The sequence below is a fragment of the Paraburkholderia sp. BGA-UO-ETr-F12 genome (assembly GCF_059567945.1).
Map to the genome: position 1 here is coordinate 73381 of NZ_JCAQOZ010000014.1, position 13366 is coordinate 86746.

Genomic DNA, 13366 nt, shown 5'->3' on the forward strand with positions numbered 1-13366 from the left:
AATCTAGGCTATCCGTTCCGTCAATAAAACCTGATTATTCTTTACGGGCCGTATGGAAAAACTATACGGTTGATTTATGCGTCCAATATCACAGACGTTCCGTTGTTTCGACGAAGTGGTCAGACGTGGTTCGATCCGCAAAGCGGCCGACTCGCTGCACCTGACTGCTGCTGCGGTTCACCAGCAAATCCTCAACCTGGAGGAGCAGGTTGGCTCGCCGCTGTTCGACCGTTTGCCGCGCGGCATGCAACTCACCACGGCGGGCGAGATCATCATTGCTGCGGTGCGGCGCGGCCAGCGCGATTTCGATAACGCGATGACGCAGGTGGAGGATTTGCGCTCGCTGCGCCGCGGACATATCAACCTCGCGGTGTCGCCGTCGACGGCCGAGCGCCTGGTGCCCGAAGCTATCCAGGCGGCCATGAAAAGCTATCCGGGCGTCACGTATAGCGTGCGCTCCGGCAATGGCGAAAGCATCCTCAAGTGGGTGGAGACCGGCGAAGCCGACATCGGCTATGGCTTGCGCCGCAAGCCGCCGCCTGGCGTCGTGGAAGTGCGCGCGTTTTCCCAGCACCTCGGGCTCGTCACGCCGCCGGGACATCCACTCACGAAGCTGGGCAAGCGGCCCCGGTTGCGCGACTGTCTCGACTACCCGCTCATTCTGATGACTCCGGATACGGAGTTGCGGGCCATGGTGGATCAGATCGATCACCGCGAGCAACGCAAGGCACGCCCGCTGGTGGAGACGAGTTCGGTTTCAATGGTGCGCCGGCTGATCGCCGACGGTATCGGCATCGGCTTCCTGATTGGCGAGAACGTGGCGGAAGATGTCGCGCAGCGCAGGCTCGCGTGGACCGCGCTCGCCGATGCCGGCGCGAAGTCGTTCAGTTGCCTCTATCAACGCTCGGACCTGACCACGACCGTCGCGATGAGCATGTTCCTGCAGTTCCTCGGCCACGCGATCGAGCAAACCGAGAGCCAGTTCCACACCGCGTCGCAATCCGGCCGCAAACGTGCGCAACGAGTCAGCTAAGGAGTCCGGACGTGTTCGCAACGCAGAAGCGCTCCACACACGCCTGCCGCACGCGTTCGACCGTCACGGGCCACGCTTCGCCCGCTGCCCGGCGAAACAGCCGCAGCGTGTGCGGATACCACGGCGAATCGCTGCGCCCGTGCATCCAGCGCCAGTCGATGTCTTTCTCCGGCAGCATCACCCAGCACGGTTTGCCCAGCGACGCGGCCAGATGCGCGGTGGACGTATCCACGCAAATCACCAGATCGAGTTGCTCGATGATCGCGGCGGTGTCCGCGAAATCGTTCACCATCGAGCCAAGCTCCAGCAGCGGCTGAGCGGCTGGCGGATTGCGCGCCTCATCCTCCCCCTGGCCTTTCTGCAGGCTCACAAAGCCGATGCCGGGCACGCTCCAGAGCGGTGCGAGCGTGGCCAGCGTGGGGATCGAACGGTTCGCGTCGTTATGGTGTTTCGGGTTGCCCTTCCAGACCAGGCCGATTTTGCGGCCGGGCGGCATGGTCTCGAGTATCGGGCGCCACTTTTCGACGTGCGACGGCTCGGCCGCGAGACGAAGCGCGCGCGGAATCGTATCGACCGTTGTGCGCAAATGCAGCGGCGCGCTCAACAGGCTCGTCCAGCAGTCGTAGGTGGAGGCCGCCACGCGGGCCAGTGCCGTGTCGTGATCGAGCACGGCGTCGATGCCGTCCACCGCAACCATCAGCCGGTGCAACACCGGTGCGCACGCAAAGGCGATATGCGCGGCACCTTGCGCCTTCAGCAACGCGAAATAGCGGCCGAACTGCAGCATGTCGCCGAGCCCGTCTTCCTGCCAGACCAGCAAGGATTTGCCGGCCAGCGTGTCGCCTTGCCACTGCGGACAGCTCAACATGGAACGCGTCTTGTGATGCACGAAACCCGGCTGGTCGTAGCGGCACTCGTACAGGCGCCAGCCCTCTTCGAAGCGGCCCATGCCGAGCAACAGCACGGCCAGACCGAATCTGGCGTCGCCGTAATCGGGGCGTAAAGCCAGCGCGCGACGGTAAGCGGCTTCGGCCTCGGGTAGCTGTTTGAGTTGCGCCAGCGCGGTCCCGACGTTGTAGTGCGCTTCAGCCAGATCGGGGCGCAGCGCGAGTGCTTGCGAGAATGCCTCGATGGCTTCGGGCAAGCGGTCGAGCAAACGCAGCACGCAGCCCAGGTTGTTGTACGCATGGACGATCTCGGGCCCGCAGCGAATCGCCTCCCGGTAGGCCGTTTCGGCTTCGGCCAGACGCTCCAGATTGGACAGCGCGAGGCCGAGGTTATAGTGAGCCTCCGCATAGTCCGGGCGATGCGCGATGGCCTGCCGGTAGGCCGCCTCAGCCTCGGGCAGACGCTTGAGATCCGCCAGCACCGCACCGAGGTTGAGGTGCGCCTCGGGATAATCCGGGCGAATCGCCAGCGCGAGCCGGCAAGCGAGTTCGGCTTCGGGCAGGCGCAACGCGGCCTTCAGTGCGCCGCCGAGATTGTTGAGCGCCTCGGGATACTGGGGTTTGAGGGTCAGCGCCTGCCGGTACGCGGTATCGGCGTCGTCGACACGTCCGAGACCCATCAGCACGTTGCCCAGGTTGTTGTACGCCTCCGCATGCGCGGGCAGCCCGATTAGCGCGTGGCGATAGGCGGCTTCGGCTTCATGCAGGCGGTGCAATTCGTGCAACACGATCGCGTGGTTGTAATGGGCCTGGGCATAGCCGGGGTGGAGCGTGACCGCCTGTCGATACGCGGCCTCCGCCTCGTCCTTGTAGCCCAGACCGTAGAGCACGGTGCCGAGATTATTGTGCGCGTCGGCCTGACCGGGCCGCAATGCGACCAGTTGCCGATAGACCGCCTTGGCCGCCGAGAGCCGCCCGAGCGACTTGAGCAGCATGCCGAGACTGCCGTACACCTCGGCGTAGTCGGGTCTGGCGCGCAGGCATTGGCGCCAATGGTTTTCCGCGTCCGGCAGATTGCCCATCCCATATGCGCAGGCTCCGGCAATATTCAACGCGTCGGCCCGCGCGTCTTCCGGTACGGCGGCATGCGGGTCGAGGATTGGCTTCACCAGCGCCAGGGCCTCGGCGAATTGTCCGGCCGAGCAGAGCGACGCCGCCTGCTGATTGAGGTCGCTTATCGCGGATGCCCGCGTCGGCGTGAAAGTCTGCGTGGATGCCATGAGTCGTCGTAGTGGGGCTGGCGGTATTCGGGTCGGCGGTATTCGGGCCGGCCCGAAGTGTCCGCCCGGAAAGCGCAACCTGTACCACGCAGCTTACGGCAAACGGCCGCGCGGCAACGCCCGGAAATGAGCGGGTTTCGGGCGTCTAATCCCGCGCTATAAGCGGAATCAGACGAGAAAAGACTGCGCGGGAATGCTAGAATCGCCCGCGTCCTTACGTTGACCATCATGACTCTACGTTCCCGCAACCGCATGACCGCATGGCTTGGCCTGATCGCCATGTGGCTCGTCGTGTTCGCGCCGATCGTGAGTCAGATGCTGGTGTCGAACCGCGCGCACGATCCTTTCACCGTGCTGTGTTCGGCGCTCCAGCCGCGCACCCAGAGCCTCGCGAGCCCGTCCGCCCAAACCAGCCCGGCACCGGTCCATCTCAGCCACGAAGACGCCTTCGGCGCATGCGGCTACTGCCACCTGCTCGAACACCACGTCGCCCTGCCGGGCATCGCGGTCGTCGAACCGCCGGCCGCGCTCGCGCTGGCGGGCACCGCGCCGTCCGCCCTCTCCACCCGCTTCACACCGCTTGGCGCGTTCCCGTCCGGGCGCCCACGAGATCCACCCGCCGTTTCCTGATCGCCGTTGTTGCCGGTCGCGCATCTTGTCGCACCCGTTGAGGGCGCGCGCGATCGCCTGTTCAATGCATCAAGGAAACATTCATGTTCAACTTCGCTCTGCGAAGGCTGCCCTTCCGCGCCCGCCGTGGCGCACGGCGCATTCCGTCCGGCCGGCGGCCGCTGTCGTACTTTCCGGCGTATTTTCCCGTGTTGGCGCCGGCCTTCGTGCCGGTCCTGATCGCCTCCCCGGCTCACGCGCAGAACGCCCCCGCCGACGCCACCATGCCCGCGGTCAGTGTTACTGCCAATGCCGTTGCCGCACCACGCGCCGTCGATCCTAACTTGCCGGCCTCGGTCGAGACCGTGACGCGCGAGCAGTTCGACAACTGGAATGTCGTCAACACCGAAGATGTGTTGAAGTACATGCCGAACCTGGCGGTGCGCAAACGCTTTATCGGCGATCTGAATTCGATCATCGCCGTACGCGGCACCAGCAACTCGCAGAGCGCGCGCGGTCTGGTCTACGCGGACGGCCTGCTGCTCAGCAATCTGCTCGGCAACAGTTATTCGTTTCCGCCACGCTGGTCGATGGTATTCCCCGACGAGGTCCAGCAGGTCGACGTGCTCTACGGGCCGTTTTCCGCGCTCTATCCGGGCAATTCACTGGGCGCCACGGTGCTCATCAGCACCCGCATGCCAAAGCAGTTCGAAGCCAACGCCGACGTCAAGGCCTTCACCCAGCATTTCAGCCTGTTCGGCGTGAATCAGAATTTCAACGGCAGCGAAGCGAGCGCTTCGATCGGCGACCGGATCGGCAAGTTCTCGTATTTTCTGGGCGTGAATCACCTGGAGAACACCAGCCAGCCGCTGCAATTCGCCACGCTCGCCAGGTCAAGCACGCCCGCGAAGGCCGGTGACACGCCGGTGACCGGGGCGTACTTCTACAACAACCAGACCAATACGCCGACCGCGGTGCTCGGCGTGAACGGCGAAGGGATCGAGCATACGGTGCAGGACCAGTTCAAGCTGAAGATGCAATACGACTTCACGCCGACGCTGCAGGGCGCCTTCACGCTCGGCTACTGGCACCAGACCTATAACAGCGCGACCTCGACTTTCCTGCGCGACGCGAACGGCAACCCCGTATACAGCGGCAAGGTCGCGATCGGCGGCTACGAGTACACGATTCCGGCGGCCGCCCTCGCACCGAGTCTCGGCCACAGCGAGAACTGGCTATACGGGCTCACGCTGAAAACACGCAACGCCACCGGCTGGAACGGCGAAGCAGTTGCTTCGTACTACGACGTAGGCAATAGCGTGGCGCGCACCGCGAATTCCGGTGCGCCGGGCAACGGGCCAGGCACCGTGATCTTCGGCGACGGCACCGGCTGGAAAACGCTCGATCTGCGCACCACCTATACCCCCGTCACGCCGCAAGCGGGGTTGATGAACCACGCGTTGAGCTTCGGCTACCACTACGACAACTACTTCCTCGACAACGAGAGTTACAACACGCTGAACTGGCGCGATGGTTCGGCCACCTCGTTTGCCAATGCGTTCGCCGGCAAGACGCAAACCCAGGCGCTGTACGCGCAGGATGCATGGCGTTTCCTGCCGCGCTGGAAGCTGGTCTACGGCGTACGGTACGAAGACTGGCAAGCGTACGGCGGCTCGCAGGCGCTGCCCGGCGCAAGCATTCCGTACGCCGACGCGAGCCAGCATCACTTCTCGCCGAAAGCCTCGTTATCGTTCGACGTTACCGACGATCTCACCTTGCGCGCTTCGATCGGCCGTGCGTATCGGTTTCCGACTGTGGGTGAGATGTTCCAGGGGCAAATCAACGGTTCATCGATCGTCAACAACAATCCGAACCTGAAACCCGAAGACGATCTCTCGAAAGAGCTGACCGCTGAATGGGCGCACTGGAACGGCGTGTTCCGCTTCTCGCTGTTTCAGGACGACGTGAAGAACACGATCTTCAGCCAGACCGATACGACCGTGATTCCGAACGTGACGAACTTCCAGAACATCGGCAAGGTGCGCTCGCGTGGCGTGGAAACGAGCTACGTGGGACAGGATGTGTTCGTACGCGGTCTGGATCTGCTGGGAAGCGTGGCATACACGCAGTCGAAGATCCTCGCGAATGCGCAGAACCCGGCCAGCGTCGGCAAGTACTTCTATCGGATTCCGCTGTGGCGCGTCAATCTCGCCGCAACGTATCACATCGACGAACGCGCAGCACTCACGCTCGCTGCGCGCTACTCGGGCCGTCAGTACAACACGCTCACCAATACCGACACGAATCCCGATGTATTCGGCGGCACCAGTTCGTACACGGTGGTCGACGCGAAACTGACGTTCAAGCCGACGAAGCTGAGTGAGATCGGTATCGGCGTGGACAACCTGTTCGACGAGCGCTATTTCGTCTATCACCCGTATCCGGGCCGCACGTTTTACGTCGAAGCGAAGCTGCGCATGTGACCACGCAGCGTGTCCGGGCCATTTGCACTCGCGCTGTAGACCTGTCGTCCTGTCGTCCGGGTCGAGCTACTCGCGAGTCGCACACCGGCCCATGCGTCGCTGCGCAAACCGATCGACCCATTGTCTGTTTTCAGGAGGATTGAATGTCCACCACCCTTGCTCAACACACGACTTCGTCGACCGGCGCTGCGAACGCCGGTTACCGGACACTGTGGCGCTGGCACTTTTACGCCGGCCTCTTTGTGATGCCGTTTCTGGTGGTGCTTGCGATCACCGGCACGCTGTATTGCTTCCAGCCGCAAATCGAGCCGCTGCTTTACCCGCACCGGCTGATCGTCGAACTGCAGGCCACGCCCAGACTGACTGAAGAAGTCCTGCTCGCCAAAGCGCGCGCGGCGATGCCGGCCAATGCGCGCGCGGTGATGGCTCCTATCTCCAACGCACCGAACCGCAGCACCGAGTTCATCTTCCGTCTCGCCGACGGCGAAAAGCAGAGTGTTTATCTGAACCCGTACAACGGCGAAGTATTGGGCACGCTGAGCGTCGAGCACCGCTTCATGCAGGTGGACCGCATGCTTCACCGCAAGCTGCTGCTCGGCAAGCCCGGCGAATTGCTGATGGAGCTGGCCGCGTGCTGGACGCTGGTGATGATCGGTACCGGCGTCGCACTCTGGTGGCCGCGCGAGAAAACTACCGCGCGCGCGGCGCTGGTGCCGCGTTTCTCGCTAAAAGGCCGCCCGCTCTGGAAGAACCTGCACGCCGTGATGGGTATCTGGCTCGCGCTCGGCGCGCTCGTCTTCGTGCTGAGCGGTCTGCCGTGGACGGGTTCATGGGGTAAGCAGTTCAAGGCACTCGCAAGCGCCGCCAATCTCGGCGCGCCGCCAGGCGCATGGGGCGGCCTGCCCTTGCGTTCCGCGCTGCCGGGCGCGGGCGCCGGCGCCGCCGGACAGGCGGCCACGGCGGATAGCCGTGCCGGAACACAATCCATCGATGCGGCTCACGCTGCCCGGGCCGCGGTCCCCGAACACGATGAGCACGCCGAACACACTGAACACGGCGGACACGACGAGCACAGCGCACACGAAGCGAACATGGATTCGATGCCGGGCATGGTGATGGACGACCTGCCCTTGCCGCTCACGCCATGGGCTGTCGGCAACACTCCGGTACCGCAATCGGCCGATCCGCACACGGTGCAGGAGCTGCCCCTCGGGCGCATCGTCGCGCTCGTTGCATCGCTCGGTGTCCCGAGCGGCTACGACATCGTGCTGCCCACCTCCGCGACGGGTGTCTATACGGTTTCGCACTTTCCCGCCGACCCGAAAGACGAGCGCACGCTTTACATCGACCAGTACAGCGGTGCCGTGCTGAAAGACATTCGTTACGGCGATTACGGCGTGGTGTCGAAGGCCGTGTCGTACGGCACGTCGCTGCATATGGGCCGCTATTTCGGCGTCGCCAATCAGATTCTCTGCGCGGCGATTTCGCTCGGGCTGGCGGGGATGGCCGTGACCGGTTGCGTGATGTGGTGGAAACGGCGCCCCCAGCGCTCGCTCGGCGCACCCTCGCGCGAGCGCGCCGCACCGCCGATGCGTGGCTGGAAAACCGGCCTCGTTCTGCTCGGCATCGTCTTTCCATTAATGGGTCTCACGCTGCTCGCGGTATGGCTTGCGGACCGCACGATTTTCGGCCCCGCCGCGCGGCAAGCCGCGTAGGCAATCCACTTAGCGCTTCATTACCGCTGTCAAAAGCAAGGAGTACATCATGAAAGCATCACGCCAACTGCTACTCGCCGCGTTGTTGAGCGGAGCATCCCTGCAGGCCTTCGCGGGCACCGCGGCGAGCATCTCGGACTGCTGGATCCGCGCATTGCCGGGCGATCTGCCGTCGGGCGGCTATTTCAAGGCCAGCAACTCGGGCGAGCAGCCGGTCAATCTCGTCGGCGTCAGCGCCGACGCGTTCGGCATGGCCATGCTGCATCAAACGCAAAGCCAGGGCAGCACCTCGTCGATGGCGATGGTCGATCAGGTGGCCGTGCCCGCGCACGGCTCCCTCGTTTTTGCGCCGGGTAACTATCACGTGATGCTGGAGCACCCGAAACAGCCGCTCAAGGTCGGCACGACGATCCCGTTGACGTTCTCGTTCAGCGACGGCGAGAAAATCACCGCCAACTGCGCCGTGAAAAGCGCGGGGACGATGAGCCAGTAACAGAGACCGGAATGTCGGTGGATCGACGGTCCGCCGGCAACGCGTGGATTCACGCTGCATGCTGCACCCGGCGGCCCCGACCCGCCCCCGTTTTCCGGCGTTGCACGCGATGCTCGATTAAGCTATATTTTGCTCGATTATGATCGTTTCGTAACCGAGCAAGGTAACGTCATGCAACGAACCCGGCAAGACGCGGTGGACGGGCTTCTGCCCGAGGAACGGCAACAGTTGATTCTGGAACGGCTACGAGCACGGGGCCGCGTCCTCGCTTCGGAACTCGCGGCTGAACTCCAGACATCCGAACATACGGTACGCCGTCACCTGCGCGAACTCGCCGATCAGGGTCATTGCAAACGCGTCTACGGCGGCGCCCTGCTGATCACGCCCGCCGCCAGAAGCGCTGCAGTCCGCATGCACGAAGCGGTGGACCGCAAGGCCTGTCTGGCCGTCACCGCTGCGTCGATCGTGCGGCCCGGGCAGATCGTTCTGCTGGACACCGGTTCAACCAACGTAGCGATTGCGGCGGCGTTGCCTGACAACGCGGATCTCACCGTCGTAACGAATTCGCCTGAGGCGTGCGCGCGGCTTCTAAACCGGCCCGGCTTCGACATCATTCTGATCGGCGGGCGCATCGCCGCGCACGCAGCCGGCTCGACCGGCGCCACAGCCTTGCTGCAGATCCAGCAGATCAAGCCCGACCTATGCTTCCTCGGCACATGTGCGTTCGATCCGGACGAAGGGGTCGCCGCGTGCGACGCTGAAGAGGCCGAGCTCAAACGGGCGATGGTCAAAGCCAGCAGCCAGGTCGCGATTGCCCTGACATCGGAAAAGCTGATCACCGCCGCGCCGTTTTTCGTGGCGCCGGCGCGCGCCGTGGACTACCTGTTCGTCGAAGCGGATGTGACGGCCGAGCGGCGCGCCCTGCTCGAAACGGTTTGCGACAACGTCATGGTGGCGCGCTCATGAACACACTCAATAAGCCGTTCGTTCAGCCGGACACCCGGCCGCTCAAGGAGCGTGTGGCCACCCTCGGCGTGTTTCTCGCCAACGGATTCGGGATCGGCGCCTGGGCGGTCGAAGTACCGCGCATCAAGGAAAGCCTGGCGCTCAGCGACACGTCGCTCGGCATCGCGTTGTTCGCCTTCGCATTGGGGGCCATCGTGGCGATGCCGCTCGCCGGACAACTGGCGCCGCGCTTCGGCAGCGGCCGGGCTACCGCGCTGCTCGGCGCGGCGTTTGTCGTTGCGCTGCCGCTGCCCGCTTTCGCGCCGAACATGGCGGCACTGTGTATCGCGCTGCTTGCGCTCGGCGCGGCGAACGGCGCGCTCGACGTCTCGATGAACGGTCACGCCAGCACGATCGAAACGCGATGGAAGTCGCCGATCATGTCGTCGTTTCATGCGTCGTGGAGCGCAGGCGGCCTGCTCGGCGCGGCAACCGGCGCCATGCTGCAGAAGGGCGGCATCGGTGTGATCGGCGGTCTCGTGCTGCCGGACGTGTTCATCGCCGCCCTGATTCTGGCCGCCGCGCTGCTCGCATTGCGCGATCTCGGCCCGCGCGTGGCCGCGTCTTCGAGTGGATTCGCGTGGCCCACGGGCGCCGTGATGAAGCTCGCGCTGCTGGCGTTTCTTTGCATGCTGGTGGAAGGCGCGGTGGCTGACTGGAGCGCGGTGTATCTGCGCTCGGCTTTGAGAGGCGAGGCCAGCGTCGCCGCGGTCGGCTATTCCGCGTTTGCCTTCTCGATGGCCGCCTGCCGTTTCGTCGGTGACGTCTCCGTGCGCCGTTTCGGTTCGAGCAAGGTGATCGGCTTCGGCGGGCTTCTGGCGGTGGCCGGGTTCACGCTGGTGTTGAGCCTGCCGAGCGTGGTCACCGCCTGCGTGGGCTTCGCCATGGTCGGCGTCGGTCTGGCGAATATCGTCCCGGTCATTTTCAGCGCGGCGGGCCGTTCAACGGCTACGCCGGCTATCGGTGTGTCGATGGCGGCGACAGCGGGCTATGCCGGCTTCCTCGTCGGCCCACCGCTGATCGGCCTCGGCGCGGGTCTGTTCGGCTTGCGCCTCGCGTTATGCGTGCTCGTCCTGGCCACCATGGTCGTCTGCCTGCTGGGCGGTAAAGCGGTGCGCAGCGCGAGGCTGGTCTAGAACGGGCGCGGCGTGCGCGCGCAGCGGCCAGCTCAGCGCGCCGAGCAGCGAGCGCGGTTGCGCGCCGTCGTCGAGCCCGGTGGCCGGCCATTCGTGCTTCGCGGGCAGCCACAACGTGCCGAACAGGTGATCCCACAGCGGCAGCAACTGCGTGAAGTTGTGGTCGAAGTGTTCAGCACGGTTCGAGTGATGCAGGCGGTGGTATTGCGGATTGTTGACCCACGCCGTAAAGCGGCCCAGGTCGATGCGCAGGTTCATATGCGCGAAGTAATTGCCGAACATGAAAATGATCGAGGTCACACCGACAATCCACGGCTCGACCTTGAACAGCACGCCCACCAACGGATAAAGCAGGCAGCCCTTGATGAGCACTTCGAACCAGTGATGCCGGAACGTCACCGTGATATTGAATTCGGTGGCGCTGTGGTGCAGCGAATGCAATTTCCACAACGCGGGCCATGCATGCTGCAAGCGGTGAAACCCGTATTCGAGCAGATCGATCGTCAGTAGCACGATCACGATGGAAGCCAACGCGCTCCATCCGCGCGAGGCCAGCACGACCCAGCCGCCGCCGAGTGCATTGACGATCGCGACGCTGATCATCGCCAACAGCGGCCGCACGGCTTCCGCGAGCGCCGAATACAGCGCCGCGTAGACGATGTTGAAGCGCTTGCCGGCCCGCGATTGCAGCAATTCGGCCGGCCAGCGTCGCTCCAGCGCCGCACCCGCGGCCATCGTCAACAGAACGAGAGCGAAACCGAGCAGCCACTGGCTCGCATGGTGCAGCAGTCCGGCAAACGGGTTCGACGCGAACATGTAATTCCCCGGTCAATACGGTGCGGTGCGCTCAGTCGCTCGATCGCTCAAGCCCGGTCTGGCCATGATCGGCAACAGTCGGGCCGCCTGAATCGCCGAAGACAATCATCGCCGCGGCGAAAGGGGTCGGACAATGCAATACATCAGAGGATAGCGCGATTTAACGCGATCTTCGCAGCCTGTTTCGCGGCGCGCAAGTACCGCACGCTGCGCCGGTTACCAGCTTGCCATGCGGGGTTCGAAGCGGGCTTTCAGCACGTATGCGCTCACCCTCCCGTCGACTCAATACGCCACGAGAATGGTCACGCGGCGATTCGCGGCGCGCGCCGCCGCATCGTCGCCGATGATCAGCGGAAAATTGTCCGCCCTGCCGATCGCCGCCATTCTGTGCGGCTCGATGCCCCGGCCCGCAAAAAATCGCACAACGGCGCCGGCCCGCGCCGACGACAGCTCCCAGTTCGACTCGTACTTCGCGCTCGAGATCGGCACGCTGTCCGTGTGCCCTTCGACGAGGATGTTGTTCTTCGCACGCTCGCGCAGGACCCCCGCAATCTGGTTCAAGACGCCGAAGGACTCCGGCAACAGATGCGCATCGCCGGAGTTGAAGAGCACCTTCGCGTTGATCGCGATCTCCACGCCCTGCGACGCGTTCGAAATCGTAATCTGCCGGTTATCCTGAAGCGGCGCGAGCAAGGCAAGCAGTTGCCGTCTTGCCGCGTCGGGCACCGCGGGCGGGGCCTGAACCACTTGAGCGGCCGTTGCCGTTTTCACCGCACGCTGCGCCAGCATCTTTACTTCAAGCTCGCGGTTCTTTGCCAACTGCAACGCATACAGCGCCAGGAACAACACCATCAGCGTGGTGATGAGGTCCGCATAGGAAATCAGCCAGCGCCCGGACTGCGCTTCATCGTCTGCGTCGCCATTCCCGTCAGCGTGCCGATAGCCGGTTTTGTCCGCCGCAAGGCGCTTGTTAGCCGAAGAGGTGTTCATGCCAGGAACGTCTGTTTCCGAATGCGTTTAATCAGGTGCGCGGCTCGCCGGTGCCGAGTGGTCACGGCCGGCTTCGCGAGCGCGGTCGAATGCGCTCAACCCAGCAACTCGGCCGACCGTTCCCGGATGTCGCCCGCCAGCCGGGTTTCGATCGTATGCGGCGACTCCTTGCGTGAAATTGCGAGCAGGCCGTCGAGGTACAAGCGCCGGAAGCGCAACTCGCTGTCCACCTGCGCCCGGATCTTGCCGTACAACGGCAGGAACACCAGATTCGCCAACGCGAGGCCGTACAGGGTGGCCACGAATGCGACGGCAATCCCCTCGCCGAGTTGCGCCGGTTCGAGCATGTGGCCGGTGACCTGAATCAGGCCGAGCACCGCCCCCAGAATGCCGAACGTCGGCGCGTAGCCGCCCGCCTGCTGCCAGATGCGCGCGGCCGCCATGTGGTTGCGCTCATAGGCATCCAGCTCCCGTTGCAGCGCGTCTTCGAGTACGGCAGTCGACACGCCGTTGGCCAGAAGCTCCAGACCGCGTTTGGCGAACGGATTGAAGCCGCCGGCCTCGCTCACCTCGAGCGACTCGAACACAAGCATGCCGTTCAGCTTCGCCTGATCGCCCCACTCGAGCAGGACCGCGAGGCTGTCCCGGTCGACCTGGCGCGCCTTCACAAAGGCGAACCGCAGTTGCTTGATGCCGTCGTAAAACCTGGCCCAGGTGTTCTGGATCATCACCGCGCCGAGCGTGCCGCCGAGGACGATAACGAACGCCTCCGTCTGAAACAGCGAAGTGAAATGCCCACCCTCGAGCGAAAAGCCGGCCACGATGGCCGTTACGCCAAACAAGGCGCCAAATAGCGTCAAAAGATCCATACATCCTCTCGAACGGCTGCCCGGTCATCCGGGCAGCAATACTGCAAAGC

General features: G+C 64.1%; 11 protein-coding genes. 7 read left to right on the forward strand and 4 right to left on the reverse strand.

The features are described from left to right. The first annotated feature begins 76 nt into the window (after positions 1-76). Positions 77-1033 (forward strand): LysR family transcriptional regulator, encoded by a 957-nt coding sequence (locus tag AC57B6_RS06230; protein WP_028194862.1) that lies wholly within the window; start codon positions 77-79, stop codon positions 1031-1033. On the opposite strand, the gene AC57B6_RS06235 is transcribed toward AC57B6_RS06230, so the two are convergent. Continuing rightward, entirely contained in the window at positions 1026-3200 is a 2175-nt protein-coding gene (locus tag AC57B6_RS06235) for a tetratricopeptide repeat protein (protein WP_496420851.1), read from the reverse strand. The genes AC57B6_RS06230 and AC57B6_RS06235 overlap by 8 nt on opposite strands. A gap of 228 nt (positions 3201-3428) precedes the next feature. On the opposite strand from AC57B6_RS06235, the gene AC57B6_RS06240 reads away from it, so the two are divergent. The 6 genes from AC57B6_RS06240 to AC57B6_RS06265 all read left to right on the forward strand — a co-directional run bounded on the left by AC57B6_RS06240 (position 3429) and on the right by AC57B6_RS06265 (position 10641). Continuing rightward, complete coding sequence (locus AC57B6_RS06240; RefSeq protein WP_216751298.1) at positions 3429-3830, forward strand: DUF2946 domain-containing protein; 402 nt, start codon at positions 3429-3431, stop codon at positions 3828-3830. An 83-nt stretch (positions 3831-3913) separates the two neighbouring features. Beyond that, entirely contained in the window at positions 3914-6292 is a 2379-nt protein-coding gene (locus AC57B6_RS06245) for a TonB-dependent receptor (protein ID WP_496420852.1), read from the forward strand. Positions 6293-6435: 143 nt separating this feature from the next. Beyond that, positions 6436-8007, forward strand: coding sequence for a PepSY-associated TM helix domain-containing protein (locus AC57B6_RS06250; protein WP_496420853.1), 1572 nt, complete (start codon positions 6436-6438; stop codon positions 8005-8007). A gap of 49 nt (positions 8008-8056) precedes the next feature. Then, the gene (locus AC57B6_RS06255; protein ID WP_496420854.1) at positions 8057-8500 is read left to right on the forward strand and encodes a copper chaperone PCu(A)C; all 444 of its coding nucleotides are present in this window, start codon (positions 8057-8059) and stop codon (positions 8498-8500) included. A 171-nt stretch (positions 8501-8671) separates the two neighbouring features. Then, the gene (locus AC57B6_RS06260; protein WP_106352458.1) at positions 8672-9466 is read left to right on the forward strand and encodes a DeoR/GlpR family DNA-binding transcription regulator; all 795 of its coding nucleotides are present in this window, start codon (positions 8672-8674) and stop codon (positions 9464-9466) included. Further along, the gene (locus tag AC57B6_RS06265; protein ID WP_496420855.1) at positions 9463-10641 is read left to right on the forward strand and encodes an MFS transporter; all 1179 of its coding nucleotides are present in this window, start codon (positions 9463-9465) and stop codon (positions 10639-10641) included. Before AC57B6_RS06260 ends, AC57B6_RS06265 begins: the two co-directional genes overlap by 4 nt. Here AC57B6_RS06265 and AC57B6_RS06270 read toward each other — a convergent pair. The 3 genes from AC57B6_RS06270 to AC57B6_RS06280 all read right to left on the reverse strand — a co-directional run bounded on the left by AC57B6_RS06270 (position 10564) and on the right by AC57B6_RS06280 (position 13316). After that, complete coding sequence (locus AC57B6_RS06270; RefSeq protein ID WP_496420856.1) at positions 10564-11457, reverse strand: sterol desaturase family protein; 894 nt, start codon at positions 11455-11457, stop codon at positions 10564-10566. The two genes, AC57B6_RS06265 and AC57B6_RS06270, sit on opposite strands and share 78 nt — an antisense overlap. A gap of 282 nt (positions 11458-11739) precedes the next feature. Then, the gene (locus tag AC57B6_RS06275; RefSeq protein ID WP_474632231.1) at positions 11740-12447 is read right to left on the reverse strand and encodes an OmpA family protein; all 708 of its coding nucleotides are present in this window, start codon (positions 12445-12447) and stop codon (positions 11740-11742) included. Positions 12448-12542: 95 nt separating this feature from the next. Next, a complete protein-coding gene (locus AC57B6_RS06280; RefSeq protein ID WP_028194871.1) occupies positions 12543-13316 on the reverse strand; it encodes a flagellar motor protein in 774 nt (257 codons plus the stop codon). Between the last annotated feature and the right edge of the window lie 50 nt (positions 13317-13366).